Source organism: Streptomyces sp. CB01249, from assembly GCF_001905735.1.
GTDB lineage: Bacteria > Actinomycetota > Actinomycetes > Streptomycetales > Streptomycetaceae > Streptomyces.
In genome coordinates this window covers 469,977-487,557 of record NZ_LISW01000001.1, presented here as the reverse complement: position 1 = coordinate 487,557, position 17,581 = coordinate 469,977, and the positions used below count along the sequence as shown (strand labels likewise).

The following is a 17,581-nucleotide window of genomic DNA, read 5'->3' as shown; positions in this document are numbered from 1 at the left end:
GGTACGAAGGTCTTCATGACGCCTACCGCCACGTACCGGCTCCAGCTCCAGCCGGAGTTCCCGTTCCGCGCCGCCGAGAACGCCGTGCCGTACCTCGCCTCGCTCGGCGTCTCCCATCTGCATCTCTCCCCGGTCCTGGAAGCGGTGCCGGGCTCCCGGCACGGCTACGACGTCACCGACCACGGCCGGGTCCGGGACGAGCTGGGCGGGGAGGAGGGGCTGCGGCGCCTGGCGCGCACCGCGCGGGAGCACGGGCTCGGCCTGGTCCTCGACATCGTGCCCAACCACATGGCGGCCGATCCCGTCCACAACCACGCCCTGCGCGAGGTGCTGCGCGAGGGCCCGGACTCCCCCTACGCCCGCTGGTTCGACATCGACTGGGCGGCCGGTGACGGGCGGCTGCTGCTGCCGGTGCTGGGCGGCCGGATCGGCGACGAGATGGAGCGGATGCGGGTCGACGGCGAGGTGCTGCGCTACGGCGAGCAGGAGTTCCCGCTCCGCGACGGCACCGCCCACCTCCCGCTCCCGGAGCTGCTGGACGCCCAGCACTACCGGCTCGGCTGGTGGCGGCTGGCCCGTACCGAGCTGAACTACCGGCGGTTCTTCACCATCTCGGAGCTGATCGGGGTGCGGGTGGAGGACCCGGAGGTCTTCGCCGCCACCCACGGCAAGATCCTCGAACTGGTCCGGGACGGGGTGGTCGACGGTCTGCGGATCGACCACCCGGACGGTCTCGCCGACCCGGCGGGCTATCTGGAACGGCTCTCCGAGGCGAGCGGCGGGGTGTGGACGGTGGTGGAGAAGATCCTCACCGGCTCCGAGCCGCTGCCGGCCGGATGGGCGGTGGCCGGGACCACGGGCTACGACGCGCTGTACCGGATCGACGGCCTCTTCACCGACCCCCAGGGCGCCGCCGAGCTGCTGGGCCACTACCACGAGGCCGCGTCCCCGGCCGGTGACCGGGGCGGCTACTGGACGGCGACCGTGCGCCGGGCCGCGTACCGCGTCGTCACCCATGAACTGGCGGCGGAGACCGAGCTGCTGACCCGCCTCGCCTCCCGGATCTGCGCCCAGGACCCCGCGCTGCGCGACCACGCCCCCTGGGCGCTGCGCACCGCCGTGCGCGAGCTGCTGGTGCGCGTCCCGGTCTACCGCCCGTACGTGACGGCGGGCGGCCCCTGCTCGGAGGCGGCCGAGGCGACGCTCGACGCGACGACGGTGAGCGACGCCAAAGCGGCGTTCGCGGTACGCGAGGAGGCCTCGGCGGTCGACGTGGTGCGGGACCTGGCGCTGGGGCGGCTCGGTGGCGGCGCGGACCGGGCGGCGTTCTGCGCCCGGTTCGCCCAGACCTCGTCCGCGCTGCGGGCGAAGGCCGTCGAGGACACCGCGTACTACCGCTATCTGCCGCTGATCTCGGCGAACGAGGTGGGCGGCGACCCGGGGCACCCGGCGGTCGAGCCGGAGGACTTCCACGCCTTCTGCACCCGCCTGGCCCGCGACTGGCCCGCCACCGGGACGGCGCTGACGACGCATGACACGAAGCGCAGCGCGGAGGTCCGGGCGGGCATCGCGGTGCTCTCGCAGTGCCCGGGGCGGTGGGCGGGTCTGGTGGCGGGGCTCGGGCGGTCCGCCCAGGCCGCGCCCGATCCGCAGCTGGCCTGGCAGGCGTGGCAGACGGCGGTCGGCTGCGTGGGGATCCCGGCGGAGGAGCGGGCGGCGCGGCTGGAACCGGCGCTGCTGAAGGCGGTGCGCGAGTCGGGGCTCTTCACCAGCTGGACGGAGCCCGATCCGGTGTACGAGCGGGTGGCGTCGGACTTCGTCGCGGCCGGGCCCGCCGCGGACACCGGCCCGGTGCGATCCCTCGTGGAGGAGTTCGCCGCCCCGCTCGCCGTGCATGTGCGGGCGCAGTCGCTGGGCGCGGCTCTGGTGCACCTGACGATGCCGGGGGTGCCGGACCTCTACCAGGGCACCGAGCGCGCGTATCTGGCGCTGGTCGACCCGGACAACCGGCGGCCGTTCCGGGAGCCGTCGCCGGACGCGCCCGCCGACGAGAAGGCCGAGCTGACCGGAGTGGCGCTGCGGCTGCGGCGGGAGCGGCCCGCGGTGTTCGGCGAGTCGGGCACGTACGCCCCGCTGCGCGCCTCGGGCCCGGCGGCCGCGCACTGTGTGGCCTTCTGCCGGTCCGGGGAGGTCGTCACGGCGGTGACCCGGCTGTCGCTGCGGCTCGCGGAGTCGGGCGGCTGGCGCGGGACGCGGCTGGCCCTGCCCGACGCGGGCGTGTGGCGGGATCTCCTCACGCCGGGCAGGGAGTTCACCGGCGGCACGGCGGAGGTGGCGGAGCTGTTCGCGGACCGGCCGGTGGCGTTGCTCGTACGGGGGTGAGGCTCAGCCCGGCCGGACGATCAGGGAGCGCGGGCCGCGCGTCAGCAGGCCCGTGGCGGCCGGGCGGAAGCCCTCCGCCCAGCGGAGCCGGGGCATCGCGTCGAGCAGGGCGCGCAGCCCCTGTTCGGCCTCCAGGCGGCTGAGCGCCACGGCCGGGCAGCCCGCCGGGCCGGTCAGCGCGCGGTCCTGGTCCGGGCGGAACGGATCGAACGCGTCCGGGGCCGCGAACCGCCCCGGGTCGCGCGCGGCGGCCCCGACGAGACAGGCGACGGGCGCCCGCGCGGGGAGGGTGCCGCCGCTGAGGGCGACCTCGGTGACCGTGCGGCGCAGGACGACCTGGACCGGCGGATCGCGGCGCAGCGACTCCGTCCAGGCCCGGCCGGTGAGCGCGGGTTCGACGCGCAGGGCGGCCAGCAGGTCGGGGTCGTCCAGCAGGTTGGCGAGGAGCGAGGCGAGCACGGTCCGGCGCAGCGCGGTGTCCCGGCCGCAGGGCCCGTCACCGGCCGGTGCGGCGGGCAGCCAGCGGCAGAACTCCTCGACCAGGTCGGCCCGGGAGGAGCGGGCGATCCGCCGGGCGAGCACGAACGCGGTGCGCTCCACGCGCTCGGCGAGTCCGTCCGGGACCGTGCCGGTCACCACGGTGTAGCGGTCGGCGGGCAGACAGCGCGGGCTGCCGTGGCACAGGCCGAGCGGCGCGGGCCCGCCCCGGGGCGCCCCGTCCTGCGGGAAGCCGGTGAACCGGGGGTCGGCGAGGGCGGTGGTCACATCGTCGTACCGGCTGACCAGCCAGGCGCCGAGGGGCGCGTCGTAGCTGAGCGGGTACTGCTCGCGCAGCATCCGGTAGAAGCGGTACGGGTCGCGGGCCGCGCCGCGCGCGAGGAGGCTGGGCCCGGTGCAGGCCCGGCCGGTCCTGCGGGACCTGGCGGAACGGGTGGCGTGGGCGCGTGGCTCGGGCGAGGTGGTCGGGGCCGGTATGTCTCGGGGCGCGTCTGCCTGCATGGCGGTTCCCCCGGGGCGAGTCGGTGCGCCGGTGGACGGCGCGGTCCCCCTCAGGGCATCACCTGAACGGTCGCGTCACAGTCGGCGCGCGGCCGTTCGGGTGACATCGCGGGGGTCGGCCGGGGTGGCGGTGCGCGCGCTCCCGGCGCCGCTCAGTCGAGGCTGTCGAAGACGGGCCGCCGGCCCGCGCGACGTCGTACGAACCCGCGCAGACCGGCCAGGAGGGTGAGGCACGTCCAGCCGACGGCGCCCGCGACCAGCATGGCGAGGCGGTCGCCCGGGTCGACGTCGGACGCGGCCGCCATCGGGACGACGCCCTTCGGGTCGCTGATGACCTCGATCCGGTCGCCCACGGCCCAGTCGGGGTTGTCCCCGTCGTAGTCCAGGGTCTCCTCGAGCTCACCCAGACGGCCTTCCAGGGTGAAGCGGTGGTGGGAACTGCCGCTCGTGGCGGCGCTGTCGGCCGTGATGCGGGCGGTCTCGCGCACGCCCCGGCCGTCGAGCACGGCCTCGGGCGCGTACTGGACCGAGCCGACGAGCACCAGCAGCGCCGGAAGCGCGGAGAGGGCGGCGAGCCACCAGGCGCAGTGCAGGAAACGCAGGACTATGACGAAGCCGAGGCAGCCGATGAGGCCGGTGACGATGGGGACGGCGACCAGGTCGAGGGCGAGGTAGGAGACGCCCGTGTTGACCGCGGCGATGACCCAGCCGAGGACCACCACGGCGAGGGTGATCAGGAAGTACGGGCCCCGGCCCACGGTCGGACGCGGCGCCTTCTTCATGTCCACGGCAGTCATCGGGGCAGCATAGACAACCGCCCCGCCCGGCTCAGCGGCCGGTCCGTGGTCCGGGCGGCCAGGACGCGGCGAGGAGTTCGGTGAAGGCGGCGGCCGCCCCGGCCTGCTCCACCCGGGAGAAGACGGCGAGCGGGCGGGCCCACGGCGGGTCCACGGCGAGCACCGCGCAGTCCTCGCCGACCGCTCCCCGTACGACGTGGGCCGGGGCGGTGGTGACGCCGACCCCGGCCGCCGCCATGCGTACCGCCGTGGAGGTGTGCTCGGTGCGCACCGCCGTACGCGGGCGGAATCCGGCCCGGGCGCAGGCGCGGTCGAGGAACGGGACGCCGTCCACGAGCGGTTCCATGGCGCAGCGCACCCAGAAGCGGTCGGCCAACTCCTGGAGGCGGACCGAGGCGCGTCCGGCGAGGGGGTCGTCGAAGGGGACGACGAGGACGATGTCCTCCGCGCCGATGGGGACGACCGGGCCGCTCCAGCGGGCGGGCGGCGGGCCGACGGCGAGGTCGGCGGTGCCCCGTTCGATCCGGTCCTCCAGGGCCTCGGTGGTGGCGTACTCGTGCAGCACGAGGGCGACGCCGGGGTGGGCGGTCCGCCAGCGGGCGAAGACGTCGGGGAGGATGCCGACGGCGATGGCGTGGACGGTGGCGATGTGGAGTTCGCCGCCCTGCGCACCGGCGGCGGCGCGCGCGGCGCGGCGGGCCTGGGCGGCGCTGCGCACGGAGCGTTCGGCGTGCGGCAGGAAGGCGCGGCCCATCGCGGTGAGCCGCGCGCCGCGCGGCAGCCGTTCGAGCAGGGGCCCGCCGACGGCCCGTTCCAGGGCCTTGATCTGGTGGGAGAGCGCGGGCTGGGTGACGTGGAGCTGTTCGGCGGCCCGGGTGAAGGACGCCTCCTCGACCACGGTGAGGAAGTACTCCATCTGCCGCAGGCTCATCGCGCCCTCTTCCCATGAGCTCCGTGCATGGAAACCACACAAACATTGCCTTGGACTCATGGCAAGGAGCGGGCGGAGGGTGGGAGCCATGACACAGGACCAGCGGGTGGGGGAAGCGGACGTCGTCGTCATCGGCGGCGGGACCGGGGGCTATTCGACGGCGCTGCGGGCGGCCGGGCTCGGGCTGAGCGTGGTGCTCGCGGAGCGCGACAAGGTGGGCGGGACCTGTCTGCACCGGGGCTGCATCCCGAGCAAGGCGATGCTGCACGCGGCCGAACTGGTCGACGGCATCGCGGAGGCGCGTGAGCGGTGGGGCGTGAAGGCGGTGCTGGAGTCGGTGGACTGGCCGGCGCTGGTCGCCACCCGCGACGACATCGTGGCCCGCAACCACCGGGGCGTGCAGGCCCACTTGGCGCACGCAAGGGTGGAAGTGGTGGCGGGCGGAGCCGAGTTGACCGGGCCGCGCACGGTGCGGATCGAGGGGTACGGGGAGGTGGCCGCCCGGCGCGGCATCGTCCTGGCGACCGGCTCGCGGCCCCGGATGCTGCCCGGCCTGGCGGCGGACGGGCGGGGGTACGTGGCACCGGCGGACTGGTCGCGGCTGGAGACGCCGGTGCCGGGCATCCACGTGGTCGGCGATCTGCTGCCGCCGCCGTCCCTCGGTCTCGCCCACGCCTCGTTCGCGGAGGGCCTGTTGGTCGCGGAGGCCCTGGCGGGGCGCCGTACGACGGCGGTGGACTACGACGCGGTGCCCCGGGTCACGTACTCGGCACCGCAGACGGCGGCGGTGGGGCTCTCCGAGGCGGCCGCGCGCGACGCGGGCCACGACGTGGTGGTCAACACCCTGCCGCTCACCGCCGTCGCCAAGGGCATGGTGCACGGGCAGGGCGGCATGGTGAAGGTGGTCGCCGAGCGGGACGGGCGGGTGCTCGGCGTGCATCTGGTCGGGCCGCACGTCTCGGAGATGATCGCCGAGTCCCAGCTGATCGTCGGCTGGGACGCGGAACCCTTCGACGTGGCCCAGCACATCCACCCGCACCCGACGCTCTCCGAGGCGGTCGGCGAGTCGTTCCTCACCCTGGCGGGCCGGGGGCTGCACCAGCAGGCGTGACCGGGCGCGTCAGGCGGGCGGCCGGAGCGCCGGGGCGGAGAGCCGGAACATCATGCGGCCGAAGCTCACCTGGTCCCCCTCGCGCACCGGGACCGTGCCGGTGACGCGCTGCCCGTTGACGCAGGTGCCGTTGGTCGAGCCGAGGTCCCGCAGCAGCCAGCGGTCGCCGTGCGCGGTCAGCTCCGCGTGCATCCGGGAGACGGTCTCGTGGCTGAGCCGCAGTCCGTTGCCCGGGTCGCGGCCGATGCGCAGGGGGGCCGGGCTGGGGGCGGGCAGCAGCAGCTTGGGGAGCCGCTCCGCCCGCCAGGCCCGGCGGACCCGCTCGGGAAAGCCGGAGATCCCGCCGACGACGCGCAGCAGCTGTCGCGACCAACGGCCCTCGCGCTCCAGGTCCTTGGTGAGGGCTTCCAGCTCCTCGGGGCGGGTGGTCGTCAGGGCCACCTCCATGCGCTGCATGAAGGTGTCCTGGGAGAGCTTGCCCTGGGCGGCGCCCTCCCTGAGCTCACCGAGAACACGGTCGCGCTGCGCGTCGGACAGGCGCGCGGTGGGCGTGTGGTACTCGAACGGGGACGTCACGGCTCGATTGTCGGTCCGACGGCCCCGGGGTGTCCAGAAGAACCCCGGTTTCCGGCACCTCTGACCTGCACCGGATAACCAGGGGCGGCCCGTACGGAACGTTGCTAGGGTCGGCCGCTGCCGTCCGGGGACCCCCGTGACGCGCCCCTTCACCTTTGGAGCTCAGTGCCCGACGCACCGCTTGATCTGACCATCCGTCCGCTGACCGGCCCCGAGGAGCTGAAGCTCTTCCTCGAACTCCCCTACGTCCTCGACCACGAGCTGGCCGACGATCTCACCACGGGCCGCCGCCGCCCGGAATGGATGTGGGTGGCGCTGCGCGGCGACCGCGTGGTGGCGCGCATCGCCTGGTGGAGCAGGGACGGCGCGGCGCCGCTGCTGCTCGACTTCTTCGACCTGGACGACACCCTGCCGCCCGCCGAGCGCGAGGAGACCGGGCTGCGGCTGGTCGAGACGGCCACGGCCGCCGTCGTCCCGGCCGGGGCGCCGCGCCCCGAGTACGGGCGGTTCGTGCCGCCCGACTGGCGCGTGGACCCGGAAGTCCGCGAGGCCGTCGAGGCCCGGATCCGGGTCATGGAGCGCACCGGGGCCCGGATGCTCGTGGAGCGGCTGCGCCTGGAGTGGCGGGCGGGGACCCCGGTGCCGGCCGCGAGCGGGCGGCTGCGGTTCCGGCCGGTGGCGGGGCGCGAGGACCTGCTCGCGCTGATGACGCCCGTGATGGAGGGGACCCTCGACGCGCACGGGCAACAGGACCTGGCGTCCGGCCTGACGCCGCGCCAGGCCGCCGAGAAGCATTACGACGAGGAGCTGGCCGGGTACGCGACGCCCCGGGAGTGGTGGCGCGTCGCGGAGCTCCCGGACGGCGAGCCGGTCGGCTTCGTGATCCCGGCCCGCAACGACTACAACCCGATCATCGCGTACATCGGTGTGCTGCCCGCCCACCGCGGCCACGGCCACATCGACGACATCCTCGCCGAGGGGACGCGGATACTGGCCGCGCAGGACGGGGTGGAGCGCATCCGGGCGGCGACGGACCTCGGAAACGTGCCGATGGCGAAGGCGTTCGCCCGGCTGGGCTACGTCAATTTCGAGCGCGCCTTCGACATGGTGTGGGACGCCTGACGGGCGCCTCGCCTCCGTAGCACCATGGGCCGGGGCGACCGGGCCCGGGAGCGAGGGAGTGCTGCATGTTGTTCGAGGTATGGGCACCCGATGCGGGGTCGGCCGCGCTGCGGCTGGCGGGCGAACTGCGGCCCATGGAGCCCGATCCGGACCGGCCCGGCTGGTGGACCGCCGAGGCGGAGGCCGCCGACGGCGACCGCTACGGCTTCGCCCTGGACGGCGGTCCCGTGCGCCCCGACCCCCGCTCGCGCCGCCAGCCGGACGGCCCCGACGGCGAGTCGGCGGTGGTCGACCACGACGCGTACGCCTGGCGCTCGGAGTGGGCGGGGCGCGAGCTGCCCGGGGCGGTCCTGTACGAGCTGCACATCGGCACGTTTACCGCCGAGGGCACGTTCGACGCGGCGGCGGACCGGCTCGGCCATCTCGCGGAGCTGGGCGTCACCCATGTGTCGCTGATGCCGGTGTGCCCGTTCCCGGGGGTGCACGGCTGGGGGTACGAAGGGGTGTCGCTGTGGGCCGTCCACGAGCCGTACGGCGGCCCCGAGAGGCTTAAGCGCTTTGTCGACACGGCGCACGGTCTCGGGCTAGCCGTCGTCCTGGACGTCGTTCACAACCACCTGGGCCCGTCCGGGAACTACCTCCCCGCGTTCGGCCCGTACTTCACCGAGACGCACCACACCCCGTGGGGCGCGGCGGTCAACCTGGACGCGCCGGGCTCCGACGAGGTCCGGGCGTATCTGCTGGGCAGCGCGCTCGCCTGGCTGCGGGACTACCGGCTCGACGGGCTGCGGCTCGACGCGGTGCACGCCCTGGCCGACACCCGGGCGCTGACCTACCTGGAGGAACTGTCCGCCGGGGCCGACGCGCTCGCCGCCGAGCTGGGGCGCCCGCTGCCCCTGATCGCGGAGTCCGATCTGTGCGACCCGCGCACCACGACCCCGCGCGAGGAGGGCGGGCTCGGGCTGCACGCGCAGTGGAACGACGACTTCCACCACTGCCTGCACACCGCGCTGACCGGTGAGTCCCAGGGCTACTACGCGGACTTCGCGGCCGCCCCGCTGGCCGGGCTCGCCAAGACGATGACGAGCGCCTTCTTCCACAACGGCACGTACTCCAGCTTCCGGGGCCGTACGCACGGCCGCCCCGTCGACGTCACCCGCAGCGCCGCCCACCGCTTCGTCGGCTACGCCCAGACGCACGACCAGATCGGCAACCGGGCCCTCGGCGACCGGCTCGCCGCCTCACTCTCCCCCGGGCTGCTGGCCTGCGCGGCGGCCCTCGTACTGACCGGCCCCTTCACCCCGATGCTGTTCATGGGCGAGGAATGGGGCGCCCGCACCCCCTGGCAGTTCTTCACCGACCACACGGACCCGGAGCTGGCGGAGGCCGTACGCACGGGCAGGCGGCGGGAGTTCGGGGCGCACGGCTGGGCGGAGGAGGACATCCCGGACCCGCAGGACCCGGCCACCCGGGCCCGCTCCTGCCTGGACTGGGACGAGCTCCACCACGAACCGCACGCCCGGCTGTACGCCTGGTACCGCGAGCTGATCGCCCTGCGCCGCACCCTGCCGGACCTGCGCGACCCGGACCTGGCGAGCGTCAAGGCCGCGTACGACGACGAGGCGCGGTGGCTCGCGGTACGCCGGGGCGACCTGCGGATCGCGGTCAATCTCAAAGCGGAGCCGGCCGCGATCCCGCTGGGCAACGGGCGGCACCGGGGCGGTCCGGGGCGGGTCCTGGCCGCGTGGCTGCCGGTGGACCCGCCGGGCCCGGACGGGATGCTGCACCTGCCGCCGGAGTCCTGCGTGGTCCTCGCCGACGACTGAGACGGAGGGCTGCCGGGCTACTCCACGATCGCGAGTTCGCGGGCGGTGGCGTTGAGCCGCCGCCCGCCGTCCTCGGTGACGGTCACGATGTCCTCGATCCGGACCCCGAACCGGCCCGGCAGATAGATGCCGGGCTCCACCGAGAAGCACATCCCGGGCACCAGCGGCTGCTCCTCGCCCTCGATCATGTACGGCGGTTCGTGGGTGGTGACGCCGATGCCGTGGCCGGTGCGGTGGATGAAGCGTTCCCCGTAGCCGAACTCGGTGATGACCGCGCGGGCGGCCCGGTCGATCTCCTGACAGGCGACGCCGGGGCGCACCGCCGCGCAGCCCGCCTGCTGCGCCTCGCGCACGATGTCGTGGACCCGCTGCTCCTCGGCGGTGGGCTCGCCGACGTGGACGGTACGGGAGGTGTCGGAGCCGTAGCCGTGCTTGAGGCCACCGAAGTCGAGGACGACCATGTCGCCCTGCTCGATGGTGCGTTCACCGGCCTCGTGGTGCGGGTTGGCGCCGTTGGGGCCGGAGCCGACCACGGTGAAGTCGACCTGGGAGTGCCCGTGTTCGGTGAGCAGCCGGGCCAGGTCCGCGGCGACCTCGGTCTCCTTCCGGCCGGAGAAGCGGACCTTCAGGATCTCCTCGTACGCGGCGTCGGCGGCGGCCCCGGCGGCGGCGAGCCGGTCCAGCTCGTGGGCGTCCTTCACCGCGCGCAGCATCGGGAGCGCCTGGGTGAGCGAGGCGTACGAGGAGTCGGGCAGCCGCTGCTGGAGGCCGAGCAGGTGCATCGCCCAGGCGTTGTCGCTGATCCCGAACCGGCCCCGCGCCTCCAGCAGCGGGGCGGTGACCTCGTACGGGTCCTTGCCGTCCGTCCAGTCGCGCAGGGTCAGGGCGGGCGCGCCGACGGCCTTCGCCGCGTCCGGCGCCTCCAGCGTCGGCACGACGAGGACGGGATCCCGGTCCGCCGCGAGGACGAGGAGGGTGAGGCGTTCGGTGATCGCGGTCGGCTGGTAGCCCGTCAGGTACACCAGGTCGGGGCCGGGCGCGACCAGCACCCCGGCGAGCCCGGCCGCGGCGGCGCTCTCGGCGGCCCGTGCCATCCGGGCCCGGTAGTCGTCGGCGGTGAACGGCACGGGCTGGTTCGTGGGCATGGGGGCCTCCTGACGGCACGGAACGGCCCTCCCATCCTGCCCGCCCGCCGGTGCGCGCGCGAGCGGGTCAGCGGACGACGAGGTCGGCCCGGTCGCGGCCGGCCGCGACGAGCCGGGCGTTGGCCTCGTCGGACCGCGCCACCCAGCGCTCGGCGTCGGCCCGGGCCTTCCCGTACCGCACGTGCCGGGCGACAAGCCGGGGCACGCGCACCGCGTCGGCCGGGTCCAGGTACCACGCCTCGTCCAGCAGCCCGCGGACCGGGGCCCAAGGCCCTTCGTCGTACAGCAGGTAGTTGCCCTCGGTGACGACGAGCGGGACTTCGGGCGGTACGGGGATCGCCCCGGCGACCGGTTCCTCCAGGGACCTGTCGAAGGCGGGGGCGTACACGACGGTGCCGGGCTCGGGGGCGCGCAGGCGCAGGAGCAGGGCCACGTAACCGGCGGCGTCGAAGGTGTCGGGCGCGCCCTTGCGGCCGGTCCGGCCGAGGCGTACGAGCTCCGCCCCGGCGAGGTGGAAGCCGTCCATGGGCACGACGACGGCGAGCGGCCCGAGCGCGTCGGCGATGTGCTCGGCCAGGGTCGACTTGCCGGCTCCGGGCGGCCCGGCGATCCCGAGGACGCGCCGCCCGCCGGCCCGGGCGAGGCGGTGCGCGCGGGCGGTGAGGTCGGGGAGGTCCATGCGGATAGTGTCGCGTCCGGGCGGGCGCCCCGTCCCCCCATCCGCACCGCGAGGAGTTCCATGGCCCACATCGCCCTGGTCACGCTGGTCGTCCGCGACTACGACGAGGCCCTTTCCTTCTACACCGGGGCCCTCGGCTTCGAGCTGGTCGAGGACACCGACCGGGGCGACGGCTCGCGCTGGGTGGTGGTGCGGCCCCGGGGCACCGAGGGCACGGGGCTGCTGCTGGCCCGCGCCAAGGACGGGGCCCAGGCGGCGAGCGTCGGCGCGCAGACCGGGGGCCGGGTCGGCTTCTTCCTGCACACCGAGGACTTCGCGGGCGACCACGCCCGGATGACGGCGGCCGGGGTGCGCTTCCTGGAGGAGCCGCGCCACGAGGTCTACGGCTCGGTCGCGGTCTTCGAGGACCTGTACGGCAACCGCTGGGACCTGCTCCAGCCGGCGTGACGGAGACCGCCCCTCAGCCCGCCGCGCCCGCCAGCGCCTCCAGGACCGGTGCGATCAGCGGGTGGGCCTCGGCGCCCCGGCGCACCGCCGCGAAGACCCGGCGGGTGGGGGCGGTCCCGCGCACCGGGCGGACCACCACGCCGGTCAGGGCCATGCCGCGCAGGGCGGTACGCGGCACCAGGGCCACTCCGGCCCCCGCTCCGGCGAGGGCGACGACCGCGTGGAAGTCGTCCGAGGAGTGTTCGAGGTTCGGTGCGAAACCGGCGTACTCGCAGGCCAGGACCACCACGTCGTGGCAGGGGTTGCCCGGGTACGGCCCGATCCAGGCGTCCTTGGCCAGCTCGGCGACGGCCACCTGCTCCTGGCCCGCCAGCCGGTGGCCCACCGGGAGCACCGCGTCGAACGGCTCGGAGTAGAGGGGGACGCGGGTGAGGCGGCGGTCGTCCTCGCCGGGGGCGCCCCGGTACTCGACGGCGACGGCCACGTCGACCTGCCGGTCCAGGACCATGGGGACGCTCGCGTCGCCCTCGGCGTCCTGGACGCGGACCTTGATGCCGGGTGCGGTCCGGCCCAGCGCGGCGATGGCGGGGGCGAGCACCAGGCCGATGCCGGTGGCGAACGCGGCGACCGTGACCGTACCGGCCTCGCCGGAGCCGTACGCGGCGAGCTCGGCCTCCGCCCGTTCCAGCTGGGCCAGGACCGCGTTGGTGTGGGTGAGCAGGATCTCCCCGGCCGGGGTGAGCCTGGCCCCGCGCGAGCCGCGTTCGACCAGCCGGTGGCCGGTCTCCTGCTCCAGGGCGGCGAGCTGCTGGGAGACGGCGGACGGGGTCAGGTACAGGGCGGCGGCCGCGGCGGTCACCGTGCCGTGGTCCGCCACGGCACGCAGGACGCGCAGCCGCCGTGCATCGATCATGTGACCCATTGTCCCAGGTCGCGGGGGCGCCCTGACCGCCCCCGCGACCAGCCGGGGACTAGCCCTCCAGCTCGGCGCGCGCCGCGACGAACGCGTCGACCGCGCGGTTCACGTCCTCCGTGGAGTGCGCCGCGGAGAGCTGGACGCGGATGCGGGCCGCGCCCTGGGGGACGACCGGGTACGAGAACCCGATCACGTACACACCGCGCTCCAGGAGCAGCTCCGCCATCCGGCCTGCCTTCGCCGCGTCCCCGATCATGACGGGGGCGATGGCGTGGTCGCCGGGCAGGATGTCGAAGCCGTTCTCGGTCATCCGGGAGCGGAAGAGCGCGGTGTTGGCGTTGAGCCGCTCGCGCAGGTCGCCGGCGGACTCCAGGAGGTCGATGACCTTGAGTGAGGCGGCGGCGATGACCGGGGCGAGCGAGTTCGAGAAGAGGTACGGGCGCGAGCGCTGGCGCAGCAGGGCGACGATCTCGGCGCGGGCCGCGACGTAACCGCCGGAGGCGCCGCCGAGCGCCTTGCCGAGGGTGCCGGTGATGATGTCGACGCGGTCCATGACGCCGTGCAGCTCCGGCGTGCCGCGCCCGCCGGCGCCGACGAAGCCGACGGCGTGCGAGTCGTCCACCATGACCATGGCGTCGTAGCGCTCGGCCAGGTCGCAGATCTCGCGCAGCGGAGCGACGTAACCGTCCATGGAGAAGACGCCGTCGGTGACGATCAGGCGGCGCCGGGCCCCGGACGCCTCCTTGAGCTGCTTCTCCAGGTCGGCCATGTCGCGGTTGGCGTAGCGGAAGCGCTTGGCCTTCGACAGGCGGATGCCGTCGATGATCGAGGCGTGGTTGAGGGCGTCGGAGATGACCGCGTCCTCGGCGCCGAGGATCGTCTCGAACACGCCGCCGTTGGCGTCGAAGCAGGAGGAGTAGAGGATCGTGTCCTCCTGGCCCAGGAAGGAGGAGAGCCGCTGCTCCAGCTCCTTGTGGACCTCCTGGGTGCCGCAGATGAAGCGGACCGAGGCCATGCCGTAGCCCCAGCGGTCCAGCGCCTCGTGCGCGGCGGCGATGACCTCGGGGTGGTCGGCGAGGCCCAGGTAGTTGTTGGCGCAGAAGTTCAGCACCTCGCCGGGGCGGCCCCCTGCGGTGACGGCCACGGTCGCGGACTGCGGGGTGCCGATGACGCGCTCGGGCTTGTGCAGCCCGGCCGCCTCGATCTCTTCGAGGGTGGTGCGCAGATCGTCGCGTACGGAGTCGAACATGCCGGATTCCTTAGGGAGGTGAGGAGGTCAGACGGTCCAGTCGAGGATGACCTTGCCGCCGCGCCCGCTCGCCGCGTCGTCGAAGGCCGCCTCGAAGTCGCGGTAGCCGTACCGGCCGGTGATCACGGGGGCGAGGTCGAGGCCGCCCTCCAGCAGGACGGACATGGCGTACCAGGTCTCGTACATCTCGCGGCCGTAGATGCCCTTGATCGTGATCATCGAGGTGACGATCCGGGCCCAGTCGACGGCGAACTCCTCGGCGGGGAGGCCGAGCATGGCGATCCGGCCGCCGTGCGTCATGTTCGCGATCATGTCGCGCATCGCCTCGGGGCGGCCGGACATCTCCAGGCCGATGTCGAAGCCCTCGCGCAGACCCAGCTCCTGCTGGCCGTCGGCGATGGTGTGCTCGCCGACGTTGAGCGCCAGGCTGACGCCGACCTTGCGGGCCAGCTCCAGGCGGGCCTCGCTGACGTCGGTGATGACGACGTTGCGGGCCCCGGCGTGCTTGGCGACGGCGGCGGCCATGATGCCGATCGGGCCGGCGCCGGTGATCAGGACGTCCTCGCCGACGAGCGGGAAGGACAGCGCGGTGTGGACGGCGTTGCCGAACGGGTCGAAGATCGCGGCGACGTCGAGGTCGACGGGGACCCGGTGCACCCACACGTTGGACGCGGGCAGCGCGACGTACTCGGCGAAGGCGCCGTCGCGGCCGACGCCGAGACCCAGCGTGGAGCGGCAGAGGTGGCGGCGGCCGGCCAGGCAGTTGCGGCACTTGCCGCAGACGAGGTGGCCCTCGCCGCTGACCAGGTCGCCGACGGCGATGTCGGCCACGTCCGCGCCGATCGCGGCGACCTCGCCGACGAACTCGTGGCCGAGGACGAGCGGGGTGGAGATGGCCTGCTGCGCCCAGCCGTCGTAGTTGCGGATGTGCAGGTCGGTCCCGCAGATGCCGGTGCGCAGGACCTTGATCAGTACGTCACCGGGGCCGGTCTCGGGCTCCGGGACGTCCATCAGCCAGAGTCCGGGCTCGGCCTTCTGCTTCACGAGTGCCTTCACGGCTGCGGCTCCCTGTACGGCGTTGAGCTCCCCGGGCCGGGGGCATGCCAGAGGAAGCCTGCGGCCCGGGGAAGGATGAGAGGGACGGCATGGCAGCGCGCTCGCACCGGCTGCCGCGCACCATCCTCCGCCGTCACGGAGCAATCTGCCGTACCCCGCGCCCCAGGTCCATCGAGGTTTTCTTAAGCGGGACCGCAGCTCCGCTTCACACCGTGCTCCGTTCGGCGGACCGGCCCGCTCACACCGAGGTGTGGAGCCCGAGGAAGCGGGCCCGTCCCCCGTCGACCCGGTGGAGGAAGATGCCCGACTCGGGCCGCACCTGGTGGATGCCGTAGAAGGACAGGCTTCGGGTGATGCCCTGGTACGTGGTGCTCAGGATCCTTCCGGCCACCCCGTCGCGCGGGGCGTCGACGGCGCTGGTGGTGCGGGCGGCCCGCGCGATCAGGCCCACCGCGTCGTACGTCTCGGCGGCCCAGGTGGCGGGCGGCGCACCGAACCGTTCGCGGTGCGCGGCGGTGAACGCCTCGGCCGCCGGAAGGGCCGCCGGGTCGGTGTACGCCTCGGCGAAGACCCAGCCCTCGGCGGCCTCGCCCGCGTCCCGGAGGAAGGCCGGGGCGAGGACGGGGCCGACCGACATCCCGGTGCCGGTGAAACCGGCGGCGACGAGGTCCTTGGCGCAGCGGGCGCCCCGGGCGGCGGACGATCCGGCGTAGACGACCGCCCCCGCCCCGGCGGCGACCGCCGCGCGGGCGGCCGGGGCGAAGGTGCGGGCGGTGGCGGCGACGGTCTCCGACGTGAACGGGACCCCGTTGACCGGGGCCTTCGGCAAGTGGTCCCTGATCGCCCAGCTGCCCCGCTCGTCCGCGCGGTCCTCGATGATGACGACGTGGTCGGCCGGCCGCACCCGGGCCAGGTAGGAGATGAGCCCGATGGCCAGCACCGGATCGTACGGCCGCAGCACGCACAGGGACTTCGTGGCCGCCGCGTCGCTGTCGGCGGACCCGGCCGCGACGACGATCTGGGCGAGGCGCGCCTTCTCGTAACGGCCGACGATCCCGGCGTCCACGGCCTCCGAGGTGGGGCCGATGACGGCGAGCACCCGGGCGTCGGCGGTGATCCGGTCGGCGGCGCGGCGGGCGCGGGCGGGGTCCCCGGCGTCGTCCTCGGTGCGCAGGGCGAGCGTGAAGGTCTTGTCCGTGCGGGCGTTGTGGGCGTCGATCGCGAGGAGCGCCCCGCGCTGGTGGGCGCGGCCGGCAGCTCTGCCCGCGCCGGTGAGATCCGCGTGCAGGGCGATGCGGTACGCGGGAAGAGGGCGGGATGCCTGTGACGTGCCGCCGCGCCGGGTGGCGGCCACCCAGGCGGTCCCCCCGCCCGCCAGGGCGACGGCGCCGGCCGCTCCGGCGGCCAGGAGGCGTCGCCGGGTCGGGCGCGGTGGTTCCACGTCCCCGGGAGCGGTGGACGGTGCGGGGTCGGGCAGGGCGAGGGCGGCGGCGGAGCGGGCGGCGATCGTGGTGGAGAGGCCGGGCACCTCCCAGTCCACGGGTCCGTCCGCGAGGGACCGCGCGACCTCCCCGGCGCTGGGGCGGGCGGCGGGGTCCTTGGCCAGACAGGCCGTGATCAGGGGCAGCAGCGTGTCCGGCACCCCGTCCAGGTCCGGTTCCTGGTGCACCGTGCGGAAGAGCACCGCGGCCGGGGTGCCGTCCCCGAACGGGCGCCGCCCCGTCGCCGCGTACACGAGCACGCAGCCCAGCGAGAACACGTCGCAGCCGGGTCCGACCGGCCCCGCCACGGCCTGTTCGGGGGCCAGGTAGCCGGGTGTGCCGATCACGACGTCGGTGGCGGTGAGCGCGGTGGCGCCCTCGTGGCGGGCGATGCCGAAGTCGATGAGGCGGGGTCCGTCGAGCGCGAGGAGCACGTTGCCCGGCTTGACGTCGCGGTGCACGAGGCCCGCCGCGTGCACCGCGACGAGCGCTTCGGCCAGCCGCGAGCCGAGGGCCCGGAGCGTGGCGGTGGGCAGTGGCCCCCCGGTTCCGACGGCTTCCCCGAGGGAGGGGCCCGGCACGAAGGCGGTGGCCAGCCAGGGTTCCGGAGCCTCGGTGTCCGCGCCGGTCACCGGGACGGTCCAGGGGCCGGTGACCCGTGCCGCGGCCTCGGCCTCGCGCCGGAACCTGGCCCGGAATCCGGGGTCGGCGGCGTGCTCGGCGTGGATCACCTTCACGGCGGCGAGCGCGCCTCCGGACGTACGCGCCAGATAGACGACGCCCATGCCGCCGGCGCCGAGGCGGACGAGGGTGCGGTACGCGCCGATGGCGCGCGGGTCCTCCGAGGTGAGCGGTCGCATGCGG

The 17,581-nt window shown here is 74.9% G+C and carries 15 protein-coding genes; 5 read left to right on the top strand and 10 right to left on the bottom strand.

Features of this window, described 5'->3' with window-relative positions; translation table 11 throughout:
* Nucleotides 1–15: 15 nt before the first annotated feature.
* Nucleotides 16–2,382 (top strand): malto-oligosyltrehalose synthase, encoded by a 2,367-nt coding sequence (gene treY, locus AMK18_RS01995; RefSeq protein WP_073862277.1) that lies wholly within the window; start codon nucleotides 16–18, stop codon nucleotides 2,380–2,382.
* Nucleotides 2,383–2,385: 3 nt separating this feature from the next.
* Here the strand turns inward: treY and AMK18_RS01990 are convergent, their stop codons facing one another.
* The 3 genes from AMK18_RS01990 to AMK18_RS01980 form a co-directional block, all read right to left on the bottom strand.
* The gene (locus AMK18_RS01990; protein WP_073861404.1) at nucleotides 2,386–3,381 is read right to left on the bottom strand and encodes a cytochrome P450; all 996 of its coding nucleotides are present in this window, start codon (nucleotides 3,379–3,381) and stop codon (nucleotides 2,386–2,388) included.
* A 152-nt stretch (nucleotides 3,382–3,533) separates the two neighbouring features.
* Nucleotides 3,534–4,178 (bottom strand): hypothetical protein, encoded by a 645-nt coding sequence (locus AMK18_RS01985; protein ID WP_241836426.1) that lies wholly within the window; start codon nucleotides 4,176–4,178, stop codon nucleotides 3,534–3,536.
* A gap of 31 nt (nucleotides 4,179–4,209) precedes the next feature.
* A complete protein-coding gene (locus AMK18_RS01980; RefSeq protein WP_073861402.1) occupies nucleotides 4,210–5,109 on the bottom strand; it encodes a LysR family transcriptional regulator in 900 nt (299 codons plus the stop codon).
* A gap of 88 nt (nucleotides 5,110–5,197) precedes the next feature.
* On the opposite strand from AMK18_RS01980, the gene AMK18_RS01975 reads away from it, so the two are divergent.
* Nucleotides 5,198–6,220: an FAD-dependent oxidoreductase gene (locus AMK18_RS01975; RefSeq protein WP_073861401.1), complete on the top strand. Its 1,023-nt coding sequence runs from the start codon at nucleotides 5,198–5,200 to the stop codon at nucleotides 6,218–6,220.
* Nucleotides 6,221–6,229: 9 nt separating this feature from the next.
* Here AMK18_RS01975 and AMK18_RS01970 read toward each other — a convergent pair whose 3' ends face one another.
* Nucleotides 6,230–6,796, bottom strand: coding sequence for a DUF1707 and FHA domain-containing protein (locus AMK18_RS01970; RefSeq protein ID WP_018100661.1), 567 nt, complete (start codon nucleotides 6,794–6,796; stop codon nucleotides 6,230–6,232).
* A 165-nt stretch (nucleotides 6,797–6,961) separates the two neighbouring features.
* On the opposite strand from AMK18_RS01970, the gene AMK18_RS01965 reads away from it, so the two are divergent.
* Together AMK18_RS01965 and treZ are read left to right on the top strand one after the other, a co-directional pair.
* Nucleotides 6,962–7,918: a GNAT family N-acetyltransferase gene (locus tag AMK18_RS01965; RefSeq protein ID WP_073861400.1), complete on the top strand. Its 957-nt coding sequence runs from the start codon at nucleotides 6,962–6,964 to the stop codon at nucleotides 7,916–7,918.
* Between the two features lie 65 nt (nucleotides 7,919–7,983).
* Entirely contained in the window at nucleotides 7,984–9,744 is a 1,761-nt protein-coding gene (gene treZ / locus AMK18_RS01960; RefSeq protein ID WP_073861399.1) for a malto-oligosyltrehalose trehalohydrolase, read from the top strand.
* Nucleotides 9,745–9,761: 17 nt separating this feature from the next.
* Here the strand turns inward: treZ and AMK18_RS01955 are convergent, their stop codons facing one another.
* Nucleotides 9,762–10,889 carry an aminopeptidase P family protein gene (locus AMK18_RS01955; protein ID WP_073861398.1) on the bottom strand — a complete coding sequence of 376 codons (1,128 nt, stop codon included), beginning with the start codon at nucleotides 10,887–10,889 and terminating at the stop codon, nucleotides 9,762–9,764.
* A 67-nt stretch (nucleotides 10,890–10,956) separates the two neighbouring features.
* Nucleotides 10,957–11,568, bottom strand: a complete 612-nt coding sequence (locus tag AMK18_RS01950) for a nucleoside/nucleotide kinase family protein (RefSeq protein WP_073861397.1) — start codon at nucleotides 11,566–11,568, stop codon at nucleotides 10,957–10,959.
* 60 nt (nucleotides 11,569–11,628) lie between these two features.
* Here AMK18_RS01950 and AMK18_RS01945 point away from each other — a divergent pair, with 60 nt between their 5' ends.
* On the top strand, nucleotides 11,629–12,015 hold the full coding sequence (locus AMK18_RS01945; protein ID WP_073861396.1) for a VOC family protein: 387 nt from the start codon (nucleotides 11,629–11,631) through the stop codon (nucleotides 12,013–12,015).
* Between the two features lie 13 nt (nucleotides 12,016–12,028).
* On the opposite strand, the gene AMK18_RS01940 is transcribed toward AMK18_RS01945, so the two are convergent.
* The 4 genes from AMK18_RS01940 to AMK18_RS01925 form a co-directional block, all read right to left on the bottom strand.
* Complete coding sequence (locus tag AMK18_RS01940) at nucleotides 12,029–12,928, bottom strand: LysR family transcriptional regulator (RefSeq protein ID WP_073861395.1); 900 nt, start codon at nucleotides 12,926–12,928, stop codon at nucleotides 12,029–12,031.
* Nucleotides 12,929–12,986: 58 nt separating this feature from the next.
* A complete protein-coding gene (locus AMK18_RS01935) occupies nucleotides 12,987–14,180 on the bottom strand; it encodes a glycine C-acetyltransferase (RefSeq protein ID WP_073861394.1) in 1,194 nt (397 codons plus the stop codon).
* Nucleotides 14,181–14,207: 27 nt separating this feature from the next.
* Nucleotides 14,208–15,236, bottom strand: coding sequence for an L-threonine 3-dehydrogenase (gene tdh, locus AMK18_RS01930; RefSeq protein ID WP_018100669.1), 1,029 nt, complete (start codon nucleotides 15,234–15,236; stop codon nucleotides 14,208–14,210).
* A 238-nt stretch (nucleotides 15,237–15,474) separates the two neighbouring features.
* Nucleotides 15,475–17,577 (bottom strand): bifunctional serine/threonine-protein kinase/ABC transporter substrate-binding protein, encoded by a 2,103-nt coding sequence (locus AMK18_RS01925; protein ID WP_073861393.1) that lies wholly within the window; start codon nucleotides 17,575–17,577, stop codon nucleotides 15,475–15,477.
* Nucleotides 17,578–17,581: the final 4 nt, after the last annotated feature.

What these genes read in the sequence shown, in the direction of transcription:
- AMK18_RS01945 (WP_073861396.1), top strand. Translation starts at nt 11,629, where the DNA reads ATGGCCCACATCGCCCTGGTCACGCTGGTCGTCCGCGACTACGACGAG.
- AMK18_RS01955 (WP_073861398.1), bottom strand. Translation starts at nt 10,889, where the DNA reads ATGCCCACGAACCAGCCCGTGCCGTTCACCGCCGACGACTACCGGGCC.
- AMK18_RS01935 (WP_073861394.1), bottom strand. Translation starts at nt 14,180, where the DNA reads ATGTTCGACTCCGTACGCGACGATCTGCGCACCACCCTCGAAGAGATC.
- AMK18_RS01975 (WP_073861401.1), top strand. Translation starts at nt 5,198, where the DNA reads ATGACACAGGACCAGCGGGTGGGGGAAGCGGACGTCGTCGTCATCGGC.
- AMK18_RS01990 (WP_073861404.1), bottom strand. Translation starts at nt 3,381, where the DNA reads ATGCAGGCAGACGCGCCCCGAGACATACCGGCCCCGACCACCTCGCCC.
- AMK18_RS01925 (WP_073861393.1), bottom strand. Translation starts at nt 17,577, where the DNA reads ATGCGACCGCTCACCTCGGAGGACCCGCGCGCCATCGGCGCGTACCGC.
- treZ (WP_073861399.1), top strand. Translation starts at nt 7,984, where the DNA reads ATGTTGTTCGAGGTATGGGCACCCGATGCGGGGTCGGCCGCGCTGCGG.
- AMK18_RS01940 (WP_073861395.1), bottom strand. Translation starts at nt 12,928, where the DNA reads ATGATCGATGCACGGCGGCTGCGCGTCCTGCGTGCCGTGGCGGACCAC.
- AMK18_RS01980 (WP_073861402.1), bottom strand. Translation starts at nt 5,109, where the DNA reads ATGAGCCTGCGGCAGATGGAGTACTTCCTCACCGTGGTCGAGGAGGCG.
- AMK18_RS01950 (WP_073861397.1), bottom strand. Translation starts at nt 11,568, where the DNA reads ATGGACCTCCCCGACCTCACCGCCCGCGCGCACCGCCTCGCCCGGGCC.
- treY (WP_073862277.1), top strand. Translation starts at nt 16, where the DNA reads ATGACGCCTACCGCCACGTACCGGCTCCAGCTCCAGCCGGAGTTCCCG.
- AMK18_RS01985 (WP_241836426.1), bottom strand. Translation starts at nt 4,178, where the DNA reads ATGACTGCCGTGGACATGAAGAAGGCGCCGCGTCCGACCGTGGGCCGG.